This is a genomic window from Staphylococcus sp. FSL W8-0271 (assembly GCF_038006605.1).
Taxonomy (GTDB): Bacteria; Bacillota; Bacilli; order Staphylococcales; family Staphylococcaceae; genus Staphylococcus; species Staphylococcus cohnii.
Map to the genome: position 1 here is coordinate 1548084 of NZ_JBBOVM010000001.1, position 19009 is coordinate 1567092.

Consider the following 19009-nt stretch of genomic DNA (forward strand, 5'->3'; position numbering starts at 1 on the left):
GTTATGTTCTCCTTTTCTTTATTTGGACTGAAACTTCATCTAACATCAATGAAAGTGACATTTTCTCTCTATCTAACCATACTACGTCGAGCTTGTTTTTGAACCAAGTCATTTGTCTTTTAGCATAATTTCTAGAATGCTTTTTCAATTTATTTGTTGCTTCGGCTAGACTAGCCTCATTTTTAATTACAGGTAACATCTCTTTATATCCGATAGCTTGCATACTTTGACAAGTTTCAAAACCATCTTCAACGAGTTGTTTCACTTCATTTAGTAATCCGCGTTCCAACATTATATCTACACGTTTATTAATTCTTTGATATAAAGTTTCGCGTGACATTTCTATCCCTATTAATAATGTATCATAATTTTCTGTATATTGTTGGTTTTTCTTGCGTGAACTTAAAAGTTTTTTTGTTTTTAAATAATATTCAATAGCTCTTCGAACTCTTTTTCGGTTATTTGGGTGTATATTATCAGCTGAAACCTTATCTATAGACGCTAAATAATTATGCAACGCTTCATTTGTAAATGAATCTAGTTCGTTTAACTTATAGTCGACTTTAATTTGTTGTGCCTCAGATATCGTTTCATCCTCGAAGGCATAATTATAGATTAATGATTGGATATACAGACCTGTGCCACCAACTATGATAGGTACATGATTTCTATCCGTGATTTCAGTAATTAAATTTTGAGCTCTATTTTTAAAATCATATGCAGAAAAAGTTTCATCAGGTTCCAAAATATCTATCATATGATGAGGTATATCAGCCATCTCTTCTTGTTTTATTTTTGCTGTTCCAATATCCATATATTTATATACTTGCATGGAATCTCCACTAATTATTTCACCATTAAATTTTTTAGCCAATTCAATACTCAATTCTGTTTTACCAACAGCTGTTGGACCAACTAATGCAATGATGAATGGTTTATCGCTCTGCACTTATATCAACTCTCTCTATGCTTTATCTGCTCTGTTATATTTTTTTAAAATTTGTCTTTCTATCCAATCGTACATATGCTGCCATGTAGTCGTCGCATCTTTTTCAAATAACACTTCGTGTCTTTTATTTTTATATAAATGTACTGTGATATGTTGAATATTACCTTTTTTATATAGTTTCCCTAAATGTCTAATCCCTTTGCCATAATTACCTATCGCATCATCTTTGCCAGAAATTAGTAAAATGGGTAAGCCTGATTTCATTTTCTTTATATTTTTTAATTTACTTGTCTGTAACATATATTTTACTGTTTCAAAAATCAATTGATTTGAGACTAAAAATCCAGTATAAGGGTCTTTTTCAAATTTTTCTACTTCTTGCTCATCACTGGATAACCAATCATTTTTCGATTTACTATTTTTTATATTCTTATTAAAGGTTTTATACATTATTTGGTTTAACCATTTTAAACACCGTCTTTTTCCAGTTATTAAAGTGATAAGTTTTAAAACTATTTGTACGAGTTTCCCTAGGTATTTAGGGTACTGCATTGTTCCTGATAAAATCATGCCTTGTGCAACATCAGGATATTTTTGTGTGAAAATTCTAGCGATAATAGAACCCATAGAGTGCCCTAAAATAATATATGGCGTGTGCATAGAATCAGAATACAATGTCTGTGCAATTTCAAAAGTATCATCAGCTACTTGCTCCATACTATCAATATGACCACGTTCGTATGATTCTATATCTTTACCATGCCCTCTATGGTTGTGTCGCAGTACGTCATATCCTTGTTGATTTAATGATTCAACAAGCGCATCATATCTATCCATATGTTCCGCCATACCATAAAGTAAGTGAATAATACCAATCGTATCTTTTTTTGCCTTATTCAATTTCACCTCTAAAGTTGTCCCATCTGCAACAGTGATTTTAAACTCATTTCCACTCATGTTTTACCCCCAAATCACGTTTCGTTTCATTCATCATACATTATACAATATACCTTCAAAATACACTGTTTTCAAATACAATGCTATTAAGCATTATTACATTTTACAACGCTATTATTAGTAAAATGTAATGCATTATATCTTAAAACTTACTAAAAAACACTGTGCCACTTTATAAATTTCAGATATAAAAACCCCTTCAAAGCTTACATTTTTTAATGTCTACTTTGAAGGGGAGAAATTATTATTCATAGTTTGAATCCACGAACCCATATATATGAGTATTCAATGATAAATTCTTACAATATTTAAATTTATTCTTTAACTGCAGGTTGATTATTACCTGTTTGAGCTTCATCAATTGCAGTTTGAAGTTCTTTTGTAAACAAGTCTTTTTGAATATCTGTGTAGCCAAGTAACTCAGCCATTACATCAATCACTTGCTCTTTATAATTTAGAACATCATCTATTTTGAAATAAAGTTTACCAGTACGACGAATAAAGAAATCTGTTGGGCGATGAACCATTTCGTTTTGGATAGAATAAATCAATTCTGTATAAATATCTAATGGTAAACCAGACTCTTGATATTGAGCTGTTTGAGTAATTTTGAATAATTCTTCTACATTCGAACCATATTTCGTTGCAAAATGACGTGCTGTCGCATCATCTATTTGATAAGCTTTGGCATCTTCAACTTTTTTATCAATAAAGTTATCAAAGTTTGCACTGCCACCAACATCTCCACCAGAAATTGGTAAGTGTTTTGTAGCACATTTATCAAATTTCAAACCGTACTCTGATTTTAAGCGTTTTGATAATAAGTCCACAATTTCTAATGCCATATGGCGATAACCGGTTAATTTACCACCAGCAATCGTGAGTAAACCAGATTTACCTTCCCATACTTCATCTTTACGAGAAATTTCTGAAGGATCTTTACCTTCTTCTAAAATTAATGGTCTCACGCCAGCCCATGATGATTCAATGTCTTCATCTGCTACATTTACATCTGGGAACATATAGTTGATTGCGTCGATTAAATAATCTCTATCTTCTTGTGTTGCTAATGGTGACGTTTTATCATTATCATAAAACGTATCTGTTGTACCTACATATGCTTTGCCTTCACGAGGAATCGCAAAAATCATACGTCCATCTTTTTCAGTATCAAAATATACTGCTTGTCCTAATGGGAATTTCGATTGATCTATAACAATATGAACACCTTTTGTTAAGCGCAATTGTTTGTTATTACGTGCATAATCGCCACTGCGCACTTCGTCTACCCATGGTCCACTCGCATTGATTACTTTTTTAGCCTTAATTGGGTAAGTTTCACCAGTAATTTGATCTTCAGCTTGAATACCATTTACCTTTTCATTTGAGTCATATGTGAAATGTACTGATTTCGTGTGGTTAATTACTGTTGCGCCTTTTTCAGCTGCACGTTTCATAACTTCAATTGTTAAACGCGCATCGTCGGTACGATATTCAACGTAAGATCCGCCACCTTTTAAACCTGATTTTTTAACAAGTGGCTCTTTTGCTAACGTTTCTTTAGCATTTAACATTGTTTTACGTTCTGATTTTTTCACGCCTGCCAGTCTGTCATACATTGTTAAACCAATAGCTGTGGTGAATTTACCCATTGAACCACCTTTATGCATTGGCAATAGCATGCGTTCTGGTGTCGTTACATGAGGCCCATTTTCATATACAATCGCACGCTCACGACCAGTTTCTGCTACGACGCCCACTTGCAATTGTTTCAAATAACGTAAACCACCATGGACTAATTTTGTTGAACGTGAACTTGTACCTTGTGCAAAGTCTTGCATTTCTACTAACGCGACCTTCATACCTCTTTGTGTTGCATCTAATGCAATACCTGCACCAGTAATACCTCCACCGATAATGACAACATCAAAAGTATCATTTTTTAAATCTTTCTTAATCTGTTCTCTTTTCAAAGTTGATAAACTCATAAAATCTAGCGCCTCCTAGTAGTAATAAAAAAAGAGAGACCTATCCCATACATATATAATTGTACGAACAGTGTCTCTCAATTCTCATCTCGATAATATTAACTTACCCTTATTATAGCATAAGAAACTTAGATAAGTCTAATTCTTTTATTCATCGTCTAACTTAAAGACTTGCGTTGCTTCTACAGCTTTTTTCCAGCCTTTGTATAATTTATTTCTTTCTTTTTCTTCCATATCTGGATTAAATTCTTTTTCTAGTTTCCAACGGTTAGCAATTTCATCTTTATTATCCCAGAAACCTACAGCTAAACCAGCTAAATAAGCAGCTCCTAATGCTGTTGTTTCATTAATTTCCGGACGTTCAACACTCACGTTTAATAAATCAGATTGGAATTGCATAATAAAGTTATTTTTAACAGCACCACCGTCAACACGCAAGTTATTCACTGTAATATCAGAATCTTTTTCCATTGCTTCAAGTACATCACGCGTTTGATAACACAGTGATTCTAATGTAGCACGGATAAAGTGTTCTTTTTCAGTACCACGCGTTAAACCAAAGATTGCTCCACGTGCATCTGCATCCCAATATGGTGTTCCTAAACCTACGAATGCAGGCACAACATAAACACCTTCTGTAGATTCTACACGTTCTGCGTAGTTTTCTGATTGTGGTGCAGAATTAATCATTCTTAGTCCATCTCGTAACCATTGAATAGCTGAACCTGAAACAAAAATAGAACCTTCAAGTGCATAATTAACTTTTCCATCTAACCCATAAGCGATTGTTGTTAACAAGCCACTTTTAGATGCTACAGCTTCTTCACCTGTATTCATCAACATAAAGCCACCTGTACCGTAAGTGTTTTTGACATCTCCACGTTCAAAACAAGCTTGACCAAATAATGCTGCTTGTTGGTCACCTGCAATACCAGCAATTGGTACTTCTTGTCCAAAGAAATGATAATCAATGGTATTTGCATAAACTTCACTAGATTCTTTAACTTCAGGTAACATAGTGTTTGGAATTTCTAATATATCCAATAATTCTTGATCCCATTCTAAATCATGGATATTATAAATCAATGTACGGCTAGCATTTGTATAATCTGTAATATGTGCTTTGCCACCAGATAATTTCCAAACTAACCATGAATCAATGGTACCGAATAATAAATCTCCATTATCAGCTTTTTCTCTTGCACCTTCTACATTATCAAGAATCCATTTAACTTTTGTCCCAGCGAAATACGGATCTAATAAGAGACCTGTTTTTTCTCTGAATTTATCTTCTAAACCTTGTTCTTTTAACTCTTGACAGATGCCTTGTGTTTGACGTGATTGCCAAACAATTGCATGATATACCGGTCTTGATGTTTTCTTATCCCACACTACCGTAGTTTCACGTTGGTTTGTAATACCAATACCAGCAATTTGATCTGCACCAACGTTTTCTTCATTTAAAACTTCAGCCATAACAGCTAAAACAGACGTCCAAATTTCATTAGCATCATGTTCTACCCAGCCTGATTTTGGAAAATATTGTTTGAATTCACGTTGTGCAACGCCTTTGATTTTTCCGTCTTGATCAAACAGAATTGCTCTAGAACTCGTAGTGCCTTGGTCGATTGACAAAATATATTTTTCCATAATTATTAGCTCCCTCTTCTAATGTTCATAACACGAATTACATATGTAATTCACATTGATATACATACTTTTCTGTACCCTTTTTTTATTAGTTCACTCAACTAATAATTTTATATTAATCCAATGATAATAATATCTAGTTATATTTTAACGTAAATACAAATAAATTAAACGTAATTAATATATCGATTCAATACCTTTAGCATTTTTCGCTTTATTTAATACGACACCTAAAATAAGTGTGATGATTAATAATACGATTGCAACCACTGACATTGTATCAAATGCACCTTTATAAAATAATCTATAAATTACCGCACCAATCATACCACCAGTTACAGGGCCTAACACTGGTACAATTGCATAGGACCAATTAGAATCGCCTTTGCCTGAGATTGGTAGAATGGCATGCGCAATACGCGGACCTAAATCACGCGCTGGGTTAATTGCATAGCCTGTTGGACCACCTAGACTTAAACCAATTGCAACGATTAAACTACCGACAATTAATGGATTTAGCCCATCAGCAATTTTATTCATACCGATGAATAAAAGTCCCATTGTTAAAATAGCTGTGCCAATAATTTCACTCATAAAGTTTGCAAAATAGTTCTTAATGGCAGGAGCTGTAGAAAATACAGCTAATTTTGTACCTTGATCTTCTGTTGCTTTCCATTGAGCTAAATACATTAGCCAAACTAATGCACCACCAACAATACCACCAAGGATTTGACAGATGATATAACCAGGTACCATAGACCAATTAATCGCGCCATCCATTGCAAACGCTAAAGTCACTGCAGGATTTAAATGTGCACCTGATATATTACCTACAGCGTACACTCCCATAGAAACTGCTAATCCCCAACCTGTAGCAATAACGATCCAATCTGCGCCATTCCCATTACTTCTTTTTAAGTTGACGTTTGCAACAACGCCTCCCCCAAATAGTACAAGTATTGCTGTTCCCAAAAATTCAGCAAAATATTCACTCATAAAGACTCCTCCTAAAATAAGACAGGGAGACCCCTACAATTATATCCAGTTGTGAACCACCGGTTTAATTACTGTAGAAATCTCCCATCTCTGTTCTAAATATTAACTTGAGTTTATCTTACACCGTTGTTGTAAGCGTTGTCAAATGTTTTTGTAGAAAAGTTGTCACAACTTAAGTGAATACTACACTGTTTTCATCGATACTAAACTGACCGGTTAATGGATCAATTTGTGCCATCAACCCATAAGGAATGGCATGTTTGGGTTCATTGTGACCAAATGATAAATTATAAAAAACAACCATTTTAGGATTATGGCATTTTTTAATTATTTTTAATATTTCTTTTTTATAATTTTCATAATATACATTGTTAAAAGGCTTGCCAAAAATCATGCCATTCAGACGATTTAAAATACCATGCTCCAGCAATTGCTCTAAATATTCAGCAAACATTTCCGGTGTCGGTGTGTCTTCTGATGTTTCTAAAAATAATATCGCTCCATTAAAAGCCTCAATTTCAGGAAATATTGAAGTATGACGTAAGTCAACAAAAGTTTCTAGATTCCCGCCTAAAAGATGGCCTCTTACTTTTTTATTACCTTTTAAAATTTCGTATCCATTTTGCATTATTTCAAGTCTACACCTGTTTTTATTTTTTATATCCCACTTTAATCCGTATGGTCGTATATAAAATGCTGGTGCTATTGTTCCAATTTTATTTGTATTAAACCAACACTTGTTAATATTCTCTACAGTATATGTATCCATTGCAATATTTTCTGCAAAATCAGTAAGTAATGCCTGCCCATAAAAACTAACTATCCCCATTTTATAAAACATCAAATGTACAGTAGTTGTATCTGAATAACCACTGAATATTTTAGGATTTGTTGCAATTGCCTGCAAATCTACATAAGGTAAAATGCGTATCGCATCTTCTCCACCAATACAACTAATAATCGCTTTAACTTCTGGATCTTTTACTGCTTCATTTAAATCTTTTGCTCTACATTCTGGGTGATTGTGAATAAACGTTACACCTTTGAGTGCATGGGGCATTACTTTGACCTTTAAACCAAACTCACTTTCCAAACGATGAATGCCTTGTCGCGTTCGCCATAATATATCACTTTCACCTGCTAAACCAGAAGAAAGAGACACAATCGCAACAGTGTCTCCTTCTTTTAATTGCATTGGTTTTCTCATTATCAACAACTCCCTATACTCGTACACAGCAGTCTCTCGCAAATATATTGATGATATCAAAATACTTAACTTTTATTGTTTTAGTTATATCATCTGATTAGATTACCATAACGATCGATCACTAGTTGTAATGTATTTTGCACCATTTGAAACTGCAATGTCTACTTCTTCTTTGCTGTTAATGAGTCCACCAGCAATTACAGCAGTATTCGTTTCTTCGTTAATGATACGTATGGCTTTTGTAGCAACTCCTGGTAAAACTTCCACAAAATCTGGTTCTACACGCTTAATTAATTCAATACTTCTAGATAATGCATGGCTATCTAATACAAATACTCTGAACACAGTTGTCGTATTTAATGATTTTGCTTTGTTAATTACTTTTGTCTTGGTTGAAACGATGCCTTTAGGATGATAATTTTGAATAATATATTCACACGCGAATTCATCATGGCTCATACCTTTGATTAAATCGATATGCATGTATGTTTCAATATTATTCTTGTTTAATAGACCCATGATACTTTTAACATGCCCAATATGCGCATCTAACATGACACATTCCTTATAATCTGTCATGGTTAATTTTTCTAAATCTTTCATTGAGCGAACTGCAGGTAAAATATGCGGTTTCAACATGAATTCCTCCTTAGACAATACGTTTAAATAGACGTTCTAATTCATAATTTGAGAAATTAATAATAATGGGTCTTCCATGCGGACAGGTGAATGGATCTTCAGTCTCTCTCAACTGATTGACTAAATCTGCCATTTCATTATTTTTTAGATAGTGGTTAGCCTTAATTGATTTTTTACAACTCATCATAATCGCAGCTTCTTCACGAATTTTTCTAACATCGACTTTTTTATGTTCTAGTACATGTTCAATCATATCTTTGATGATTTCTTCTGCTTCTTCTTGCGGAAACCATACAGGATAGCTATCTACAATATAATCATGCCCACCAAATGGTTCTAAATGCACCCCTACCTTATCTAATTCTTCTTTGTACTGATTAATAATCATTAATTCATCTTTTGAGAAATGGAAAGTTAACGGGATTAATAAATTTTGACTTTCATTTACAACATCACCAATTTTTTCTCTGAAATATTCATACTTTATTCTTTCTTGAGCTGCGTGTTGGTCAATCATAAACATACCATTTTCATTTTGAGCGATAATGTAGGTACCGTGCACTTGTCCAACAATTTCCATGTAGGGTATTCGACGAGTTGGTGAAGCACTCACATGACCTTTAATATCATTATCACTATTATCTTCAACTGAGACTTCATTATCAGTAGCATCATTATTGGTTGTTTCTAAATCATAAAGTAGTTCATTTTGTATTTTCTTATAATCATTTTGTGATTCTTGAATACGATTTTGTTCATCATTGTGTTGATTTATATAAGATGCTTCATTTCCTACACTTGTGTCATTTTCATTATGCATGTTTGAATCAGCTGTTTGCTCAATATTTTGCTCAAAGTTATTTTGTTGTTGGCGTTTTTCAAAATCCATTTTCTGTTGCTCAAATTGGTTTAATACCTTGTTTTTCTTCGTCATTTTATCCATATCATTTTGAGGAATTAAAATGCGATCTTTAAAAGCTTCACGAATTTTGTTTACGATTAATTCATAGAGCTGGTCTTCTTTTGATAACCTTACCTCTAATTTAGTTGGATGAACATTGACATCGACCAATATCGGATCCATTTCAATATTGATATAGCAAATTGGGTAACGACCAACCATTAATAAAGTATGATAACCTTCTAAAATCGCTTTATTTAACAAGAAATTCTTAATATATCTTCCGTTAATAAAGATAGAGATATAATGCTTATTGCTTCTAGAATGTTCAGGTTTCGCAAAATAAGCCTCTAAATGATAATCACTTGTATCCCCAGTAACATGCACTAAGTCTTTAGCAATTTTCATACCATAAATTTCAGCCATCACTTCGTTTGTTCTACCAGATCCATTTGTTTTTATTATTGTTTTACCATCAGATACAAGCGAAATACGTATATCAGGATGACTCATGGCCATACGATTTACTATATCTGTTATCTTACCTAGTTCGGTATATAGACTTTTAATATATTTTAATCGTGCTGGCGTATTATAAAATAGTGACTCCACTAAAATATCTGTGCCTCTTTTTGCTTTAGCTGGTTTTCGATTTAAAACCTCGCCATTTTCTACATATATTTCTTGGCCTTCTTGATTATCTGTGCATGTTTTCAAGGTCACCTTAGAAACTGATGAAATACTAGCTAATGCCTCGCCACGAAAGCCTAATGTACGAATATGAAACAGATCATCATCTGCATCCAATTTGCTTGTTGCGTGACGATGGAATACTAAATCTAAATCATCGATTTCAATACCAGTACCGTTGTCAACAACACGTATAGAAGCGACGCCTGATTGTTCAACCTCTATATTTATTTCTGTTGCTTGTGCATCAATTGCATTTTCTAATAGTTCTTTTACAACTGATCCAGGTCTTTCCACTACTTCACCAGCTGCTATTTTATTTGCTAAGGATGTCTGTAATTCTTTTATTTTACCCATTAAATGACCTCACCTCTACTTTAACTGATTCTGTAATTCACTAAGTTTTACTAGGGCTTCTATCGGTGTCATATTCGATAAATTTAATTGCTTAATTTCATTCTCTATTTCACTTTGTGCTGCTGGATAATCAAACAAATCAAAAGCTGCTTGTTCAAACTGGTTGCTATTATGTTTTTGTTTGTCATTGCTATAGTTGTAATCATTTTCTGCTACAATTGGTTTTTCTAAAGATTGTGCTTCCACACCTGCTTTAATAACGTTAACATCTTCATTTGTCGTTTGTTCTTGATTATTATTTTGTTCAAATGCATCTAGAATTACTTGTGCGCGTGAGATAACTGCTTCTGGTAAATGTGCTAACTTCGCAACTTGGATACCATAGCTATCATCGACAGCTCCATCTTTAACTTTATGCAAGAAGATAAGCTCACCTTTGTATTCATTTGCTGCAACATGAACATTTTTCAACGAAGGCAACGACTGATCTAATGTAGTTAATTCGTGATAATGCGTAGAGAATAATGTCTTGGCATGAGAAGTATGTGCAACGAATTCAATCATAGCTTGTGCCAAAGCCAATCCATCATAAGTAGAAGTACCTCTACCTATTTCATCAAAAATGATTAAACTATCTGCTGTAGCATTAGCAAGTGCTTTTTGTGCCTCCAACATCTCAACCATAAATGTACTTTTACCAGAAACTAAATCATCTGCAGCACCAATTCTTGTAAATATTTGGTCAAAGATTGGTAATACAGCTGCTTCACAAGGTACGTATGCGCCCATTTGTGCCATAATACTTATAATTGCAACTTGTCTCATATAAGTAGATTTCCCTGACATATTAGGTCCTGTAATTAAATAAATAAACGTATCTTGATCTAATTTACAATCATTTGGCACGTAGTCGTTGTGATCCATGACACGTTCTACAACTGGATGTCTCGAATTTGTTAATTTAAGTGTTTTGTCTTCACTAAACGCAGGTCTTGCATAATTGTATTTTTGAGCTATTTCTGCAAAACTTTGTAAACAATCCAATTCAGAAATGTTTTTCGCTTGTTTTTGCAAGCGCTCCGTATATGTTTTTATTTGCTCTCTTAATTGAACAAATAATTGATATTCTAATTCAATCGCTTTATCTTCAGCACCTAAAATAATATCTTCTTTTTCTTTTAATTCATCCGTAATAAATCGTTCTGCATTTGATAAAGTTTGTTTACGATGATAACCATATGCAGAAGGATCAAAACCTTGCAAGTTGGCTCTTGTAATTTCAATAAAATATCCAAAGACTTTGTTAAAACTAATCTTCAGTGATTTAATACCAGTGCGTTGACGTTCCTTTGTCTGCAGTTCAGCCAACCAAGATTTACCATTCTTCGATGCTTCTAAATATTCATCAAGCTCCTGATTAAATCCTTTTTTGAATAATCCACCTTCTTTAACAGAGATGGGTGGTTCTTCTTTCAAACTATTTTCTAATAATGTTAGTAATTCATCTAAAGGTTCAAGTGCTTTAAATTGTTCAGTGGTTTCTGTATCTAAACCATCTAATAATTGTTTAATATTGGGTATCTCAGAAATGGAATGTTTTAACTGAATTAAATCTCTAGCATTTACATTCCCATAACTTACACGACCGACTAGTCGCTCGATGTCATATACTTGATTAAGATGTTCTCTCAAAGTATCTCTCTCTATAAAAAAGTCAATAAATTGCTCAACTGTATCTAATCGAGATTCAATTTGATTTTTATGGATTAACGGTCTATCAATCCACTGTTTTAATCTTCTTGCACCCATTGGGGTTTTAGTTTCATCCATCAACCATAGCAATGTTCCTTTTTTACTTTTTAGGCGTATGCTTTCTGTCAGTTCTAAATTACGTTTTGCATAAAAGTCCATTTTCATAAAATCTACTGCTTCGTATTTTACAACAGTTTCTATATGAGATAGATCTCGTTTTTGCGTATGGAAAATATAATCAAGTAATAACTGAGTTGCATTATATAATGATTGATCATTACTTGTATTAACTGCATATTCTGCATTTGATATTTCATTCAATACTGTAATTGTTTCAGTTGTCAAACTAATTTGACGTTTTAATTCCTCATCTATATGTGTATTTACCACAATTTCATTTGGATTAATTGTTGTTATTTCATTAATTAATGTAGCTTGATCGTTAAAAGATGTTACTTTAAGTTCTCCTGTAGACACATCACAATAACTTAGTGCATAACAATCATTTATTTGTACAAAGCTCAAAATATAATTGTTTTGTTTTTCATCTACGCCTCCCTGATCCATAACCGTACCTGGCGTAACGATTCTAACTACCTCACGTTTTACCATTCCCTTTGTTTGTCTAGGGTCTTCCATTTGCTCGCAAATAGCAACTTTATATCCATTATTAATTAATGTTTCGATATAGCCATCTGCTGAATGGTAAGGTACACCACACATAGGAATGGGGTTTTCTTTTTTAGCGTCTCGTTTCGTTAATGTTATTTCTAGAACTCTAGATGCTTCTTTTGCATCTTCAAAAAACATTTCATAAAAATCGCCTAATCTAAAAAATAATAAACAATCTTGATATTGTGATTTTATTTTTAAATACTGCTGCATCATTGGCGTTTGGTTAGTCATTTAATCTTTCACAATCCTTCTATTAGTTTCTCACTATAATTTAAAATATATTAAATAAATCTTCACTTATGTATGGTGAATCATTAAATCAGATGACTCCTCAATTGTTCACCTGATTGATACCTATACTTTATATCAGGGGTTTTACCACTATATCGTTTTGTACTGTCAAACCATATTCTCGAGATTTTATTGTCCATTTAACTCTTAAATTTTAACATAACTTTAGTTTTTACGCTTATGCTTACAGGGGCAGATTGATATAAAAACTTCATGAATTTGCTGATTGATAAATGATATTTATAAAATAAAAAAGATTAAGTCTCATATGCACATACAAATAGTTAATTACAAATCTACATTATAATTAATTCTTTTATATGTTAAAAGTAATGAAACTTAACCTTTTCATATTTACATATTTATAAGAAGCGTTTTAAAATACCTTTTCTTTTCAAAATCATTAAAATGATGTAACTAATCATTGCACCAATCACACTTGATGCAATAAAAGCTATCATTAAAGGCTTTACAGCAAAGTTAGCGAAACCTAATACCCATGCTAGTGGTATACACATGATACTACCTATGATACCTGTACCTATAACTTCACCTACTGCTGCCATAAAAATATGTTTTCGATAATAGTAAAAACCACTTGCTAATAATACGCCAACCATACTTCCAGGAAATGCAAAGAAACTACCTGTGCCAAATAGCATTCTTAACAACGAAGATATAAACGCTTGTGCCAAACCAAACCAAGGTCCCACAAATACCGCGCATATAACATTGATTAGATGTTGAATAGGTGCCGCTTTAATAGGCCCTAAAGGTATAACAACAATGCTACTTAACACTACATTAATAGCAATCAATATCGCAGTCAGTGTTAATTTTCTTGTTTTCATATTGCTCATTTCCTTTCTACAAGTGTATTACGTATTAATCTTTATCTTGTTGAATTTCATTTAAACGGTTTGACATCGTACTAATCATCATTTGCAATAAGTCATTTGCTTCTGCTTGTGATTCTCTAAATTCTTCAACAATAGGTATAACATTAATATTTTGCTCAATGTCTTGAATTTTATTTTCAGATTGACGTAACGCCTGATGTTTACCATAATTTTGTAAATTAACAGACTGTTTCTGTGTTTTTTTCAAGTCTTTCATGCGTGTCTCAATATTTTTATTATGATGAATTTGCTGTTCAATCGCTTGATATTCTTTGACAGTGTCTAATGATTGAATACGTTGGCTGAGTTTATCTGCTTCAGCTAATATTTCATCTTTTTCATACATTATTGTGTCACCACTGCTTTTTCACTAGCTCCTAAAAATGTACCATTTAACGAAAATTGTTTTGCTTCATCAACTTTTACATCTACAATTTTTCCAATCATCTCTTTAGGTGCCTTAAAGTTAACGAGTTTATTTTTATTTGTATAACCTGCAAGTACAGTATCATCCTTCTTACTAGCACCTTCACATAGAACTTGAACCGTTTGTCCTTCATATTGTGTCATAGCTTGTTCAGAATAATAAGCTACCTTTTTATTTAACTGTTGTAGTCTGGCCTTTTTTTCCTCTAAAGGTACATTATCTTGCATTTTTGCTGCTGGCGTGCCATCTCTTTGTGAATAGATATACGTATATGCATGCTCAAATGCTACTTCATCGTATAGTGTTAATGTTTCTTCAAATTGTTCTGCTGTTTCGTTTGGATAACCTACAATAATATCTGTTGTTAAAGCAACATCAGGTATTTTAGACTTAATACGATCTACTAAATCTAAATAGCTTTCTCTTGTATATTTTCGTCCCATAATTTTAAGTACAGCATTATTTCCTGATTGTACAGGTAGATGAACATGCGGCACAATGTTTCCACCGTTAGCAATCACTTCTATCATACGATCAGTAAAATCCCATGGGTGACTCGTAGTGAAACGTACTCTCGGAATATCTATTTTTGAAATATCTTCAAGTAAATCACCAAGTCCATATTCCAATCCATCAATATCTTTACCATATGAATTAACGTTTTGACCTAATAATGTAACTTCTTGATATCCTTGACGTGCTAAATCTCTAACTTCATCAATAATATCTTGTGGCCTTCTACTCCGCTCTTTTCCTCGTGTAAATGGCACAATACAGTATGTACAGAATTTGTCGCAACCATACATGATATTAACCCATGCTTTTATATTACCTTTTCTAACCTTAGGTAAATTTTCAATTACATCGCCTTCTTTAGACCAAACTTCCACTACCATTGCTTTCGATAAATAAGCTTCTTCAAGAATTTCAGGCAATCTGTGTATATTATGTGTACCGAAAATCATATCCACATTTTGGTATGATTTTAATATTTTATTGACGACTGATTCTTCTTGTGACATACAACCACAAACACCAATGACTGTTTCAGGTTTTTCTTTTTTTAAGTGTTTTAAATTTCCAATCTCACTAAACACTTTATTTTCTGCATTTTCACGAATTGCACAAGTATTAATTAATATAACATCCGCTTCATTTATTTCTTCCGTTGCTTGATAACCTAAAGCACTTAAAATACCTGCCATGACTTCTGTATCATGTGCATTCATTTGACAACCATACGTTTTTATTAAAAACGTCTTCCCTTTACCCATATCACGATATTTTTCATCAATTTGAAAATCGGTATTATAATGTATTTCTTCTTTACCACGTTTACGTGCTTCTTTTAAACTTGGTGGTTGGTATACATGCTCAAAATACTTACTATAATCTTTTGTCTTCTTATCGCGTTCGGCCAACACATCTATAGAAGTTTGCTTTCTTTGTTCTTCATTCACGCTAACAAAACCCTTTCTATATCATAAAAACTAAGAACAAACGCTTTAAAATAGATTCTATCTCGCTGTTTAACAATCGAGTCGTTCAAAGTTCTATAACTTTATCTATAATCATTATTTCATTATATTAAATTTAGCACTAAAGTGCAAAAGTCATATACAATAATCAACTTTGATTTAACAATTTATATAACAATAACTCTTTTTACTTAAATATATATTAGCCAATAACAGAAATTTGTAATTAATCATCACGAAAAATTGTAATTACCTTTAAAAGTATCTCTAGTATTATAAAATTGTCGTATAAAATTAGCCTTAGTTTCACCCACAAAAAATAAGGTACTTACGTATTATTTAGTAACTTCAACTAAATTAACGATGCACCTTATAGAGTTAATAATTTAATCTTATCTTTATATCATCAATCGTCAATATCTATCTAACATGAAAATCACTTAGATTTCATCGTATTTTCCAGTTAATGTTTCAATCGTGATACCTTCAGGAACATGATAAAATTTCACTTGACTGATGGTACTTGGTATTTCTAGTTCTACCATTCGCTCATTAAGCTTTTGAATCAATATTAAGCATTCATTCATCTCACCTTGCACAGTTGTTTCTAGTGGTCCAACACGATATTCTAAACCGGAATCATCTATCACTTTAATTGCTTCATCTACGTAAGGTATTACGTCTTCACCATTAGTCGTTTTAGGAATAATTTGTACGCTCATTAAAGTATCGTTCATGCCTATTCAACCCCTTAAATTTTACTTATCTTCAGTTTACCAAAACATTAACTTAAGGTATAGAATTCTAAATCTTTGTTTATTGATAATTTTTATCTATAAGAGCCATCATCTTATTTTTGGCAATGTTCTTCGCCAATCTAAGGCACATCGAATAATTGACTAAGAAAGTTATCATTACTCTCTCCTACTACATACTACCCATTAATACTGATTTTCCAGAAAATGTCAATTTGATTTTTCCTTGTTCTTCATGTTGTAGCTCTATATTATTTAAAAAGCGGACTTATGTATCAAACATCATTTGAGTAGATGTACCTCTATTTGTATAACACTACCATCTTCAAATTCCATTCCTTTTATTTATACATAGATTAAAGATTTTAATATCTATAATAAATTTAAAATAATATATAGAAATAGTTTGTCATTTCTTATTTCCATACTATAAAATCATTTATCTGATGCTTTTTTATCCAAACTTATTAATTTCTTTTGTTTCAATGTTGTTATCAAAGTTGTTTCAGCGTCTTCCATTATAGCTTTAACGGGGCAACCTTCATCATGATTAAAAGAGTCCTCTAATAAACTTTGTTTCCCATCAATTGTAATAATGACATCATATATGGATACTGAATCCCAACCATTTTTTAATTGATACCCACCTTTAGCACCACTACTAGCAGAAATGATATTGCTTTTTACTAGACGTGTCAGTACTTTAGATAAGTAAGTTGTAGAAACACCTATAACAGATGCTAAATCTTGTACAGGAATCTTTTTTTGGTCCCCTTGGTTATTGATCATAAATAACAATGCATGTAAAGCATAATCAGTCGCTTTTGAAAATTTCATAAATTCATCATCTTCCTATTATAGATATAATAAATCTATAATAACTCGTTTCTTTTCCCTTTTCAATATTATGCAATATTTTTGGTCGCATTAATGATTGCTTGTGCAAAATCATACATAAACTGAGACCAATTACTGCTGTTTTCTCTACTTTTTTTATTATAGCGTTCATTTTCAAACAATTTTTTTCTTATTCCTGAGGTTAATTCGAGTTGTACACCTTTTTCAGTTTTACAGCAATTAATAATATTGTCATCATGTGCACCAGACATATGTGATGGCGCTTGTCTGACATCTATCCCTAGTTTTTCAAATTCTTCCGTCATTGCATCCATTAATTGCTCGTCTTTACCACCCATATAAATAATTTCATCTTCACCTTTACAACCATGTATAGCGATAGCATATGGATTATTAGCAATCATTTTCATCAATTTAGGTTCATCATAGCGCCTGGAGGTCACATGTAATTCTGAATTAGCTTTTGTTCTAATTGCTTTAAAAGTAAAGTAGTCAAAACTACCTTTCTCAACTGTCAATTCCGCCAATTCCGTAGTAGCCGGTTCAATAGCTCCCCCATGAATTGCAGTTATTATAATATTACTATTTCGCTTAATAGAATGAATGACCCAATCCGTATTTTCCTCTGTATAATCCATTAATTCTGTCATAGACTTAAATCGATCAGACATATTTCCCCCTCCTTTATAAATGTACCTTTTTTATTTACCACACTTTAGCGTCTACTATCTTAAATCACTGTTAAGTTTTCACTAGTTTATTAACAATATTTTTACAATTGCTTCTGAGCAATTTGCGGTTAACTATTTATGGTAGGTGATCGCATTAACCATTGCTTTCGAAAATTCTTTTAAATAAGTTGACCAATTTGAACGATCTTCTCTATCCTTTAGATTAAATTTTTTATTAACAAAACAATGTTTCCTAAAGTTAACGGTCAATTCTAACTGTACGCCCATTCCTTTCTTGCCACAATTGACAAAGTTATCTTGTTGTTTACCAGCAATATGAGATGGTGCATCCTTTATAATGATTCCTGCCTCATTTAATACTTGTTTTATGCGCGTAATTAACGCTTCATCTCTACCACCGATATACACTTCATTTTTCTCACCCATACAACCATGAATCGATATAACTTGGGCATGTTCGCTCACAATTTTTTTTAAGTTTGGTTCATCAAAATGAGTTGACGTAACATGAAGTTCATTATTTTTATTTTTTCTTACACCTTTAAAACTATAAAAACTGAAATCTCCTATTTCACTTAAATATTGTGCAATTTCAGTTGTACCTCTTTCTATAGCCCCTCCATGTACAGCAGTAATGAGTACAGGTGAATCCCTTTCACACATTTGAATTTCCCAATCTTCACCTTCGTGTGTGTATGTTAGTAATTCCTTCATTGTCGCAAAATGATCAACCATCTTTCTCTATGCCTCCACTTTTAATGTTTATGTATAAAAATAGCTGATCCACAAATATAAAACAATGATTTTTCTATGAAAATCATCTTTTTGTGATCAGCTAGTTATTTTAC

Annotated in this window: 16 protein-coding genes; all 16 read right to left on the reverse strand. The window is 32.5% G+C overall.

The window, feature by feature from the left end; translation table 11 throughout:
- Position 1 precedes the first annotated feature (1 nt).
- The 16 genes from miaA to NST87_RS07730 all read right to left on the reverse strand — a co-directional run bounded on the left by miaA (position 2) and on the right by NST87_RS07730 (position 18896).
- On the reverse strand, positions 2-949 hold the full coding sequence (gene miaA / locus NST87_RS07655; RefSeq protein ID WP_019468731.1) for a tRNA (adenosine(37)-N6)-dimethylallyltransferase MiaA: 948 nt from the start codon (positions 947-949) through the stop codon (positions 2-4).
- A 15-nt stretch (positions 950-964) separates the two neighbouring features.
- Complete coding sequence (locus tag NST87_RS07660) at positions 965-1906, reverse strand: alpha/beta hydrolase (protein ID WP_340721512.1); 942 nt, start codon at positions 1904-1906, stop codon at positions 965-967.
- Between the two features lie 314 nt (positions 1907-2220).
- Positions 2221-3894 (reverse strand): glycerol-3-phosphate dehydrogenase/oxidase, encoded by a 1674-nt coding sequence (locus NST87_RS07665; RefSeq protein WP_019468729.1) that lies wholly within the window; start codon positions 3892-3894, stop codon positions 2221-2223.
- A gap of 147 nt (positions 3895-4041) precedes the next feature.
- Positions 4042-5544, reverse strand: a complete 1503-nt coding sequence (gene glpK / locus NST87_RS07670; protein WP_019468728.1) for a glycerol kinase GlpK — start codon at positions 5542-5544, stop codon at positions 4042-4044.
- Between the two features lie 177 nt (positions 5545-5721).
- A complete protein-coding gene (locus NST87_RS07675) occupies positions 5722-6540 on the reverse strand; it encodes an MIP/aquaporin family protein (protein ID WP_019468727.1) in 819 nt (272 codons plus the stop codon).
- 172 nt (positions 6541-6712) lie between these two features.
- Positions 6713-7747, reverse strand: coding sequence for a S66 family peptidase (locus tag NST87_RS07680; protein WP_340721515.1), 1035 nt, complete (start codon positions 7745-7747; stop codon positions 6713-6715).
- Between the two features lie 102 nt (positions 7748-7849).
- Complete coding sequence (locus NST87_RS07685; RefSeq protein WP_026034771.1) at positions 7850-8383, reverse strand: glycerol-3-phosphate responsive antiterminator; 534 nt, start codon at positions 8381-8383, stop codon at positions 7850-7852.
- A gap of 13 nt (positions 8384-8396) precedes the next feature.
- Positions 8397-10334, reverse strand: a complete 1938-nt coding sequence (mutL, locus tag NST87_RS07690) for a DNA mismatch repair endonuclease MutL (RefSeq protein WP_340721517.1) — start codon at positions 10332-10334, stop codon at positions 8397-8399.
- A gap of 15 nt (positions 10335-10349) precedes the next feature.
- Positions 10350-12992: a DNA mismatch repair protein MutS gene (gene mutS / locus NST87_RS07695; protein ID WP_019468723.1), complete on the reverse strand. Its 2643-nt coding sequence runs from the start codon at positions 12990-12992 to the stop codon at positions 10350-10352.
- 422 nt (positions 12993-13414) lie between these two features.
- Positions 13415-13903, reverse strand: a complete 489-nt coding sequence (thiW, locus tag NST87_RS07700; RefSeq protein ID WP_340721519.1) for an energy coupling factor transporter S component ThiW — start codon at positions 13901-13903, stop codon at positions 13415-13417.
- Positions 13904-13937: 34 nt separating this feature from the next.
- Positions 13938-14297 carry a RicAFT regulatory complex protein RicA family protein gene (locus NST87_RS07705; protein ID WP_019468721.1) on the reverse strand — a complete coding sequence of 120 codons (360 nt, stop codon included), beginning with the start codon at positions 14295-14297 and terminating at the stop codon, positions 13938-13940.
- Positions 14297-15838: a tRNA (N6-isopentenyl adenosine(37)-C2)-methylthiotransferase MiaB gene (gene miaB, locus NST87_RS07710; RefSeq protein WP_019468720.1), complete on the reverse strand. Its 1542-nt coding sequence runs from the start codon at positions 15836-15838 to the stop codon at positions 14297-14299. Before miaB ends, NST87_RS07705 begins: the two co-directional genes overlap by 1 nt.
- Before the next feature lie 458 nt (positions 15839-16296).
- Positions 16297-16593: a thiamine-binding protein gene (locus tag NST87_RS07715; RefSeq protein ID WP_019468719.1), complete on the reverse strand. Its 297-nt coding sequence runs from the start codon at positions 16591-16593 to the stop codon at positions 16297-16299.
- 453 nt (positions 16594-17046) lie between these two features.
- Positions 17047-17448, reverse strand: coding sequence for an RrF2 family transcriptional regulator (locus NST87_RS07720; protein ID WP_340721521.1), 402 nt, complete (start codon positions 17446-17448; stop codon positions 17047-17049).
- Positions 17449-17516: 68 nt separating this feature from the next.
- Positions 17517-18140 carry a poly-gamma-glutamate hydrolase family protein gene (locus NST87_RS07725; RefSeq protein ID WP_340721522.1) on the reverse strand — a complete coding sequence of 208 codons (624 nt, stop codon included), beginning with the start codon at positions 18138-18140 and terminating at the stop codon, positions 17517-17519.
- A 132-nt stretch (positions 18141-18272) separates the two neighbouring features.
- Positions 18273-18896: a poly-gamma-glutamate hydrolase family protein gene (locus tag NST87_RS07730; RefSeq protein ID WP_019468716.1), complete on the reverse strand. Its 624-nt coding sequence runs from the start codon at positions 18894-18896 to the stop codon at positions 18273-18275.
- Between the last annotated feature and the right edge of the window lie 113 nt (positions 18897-19009).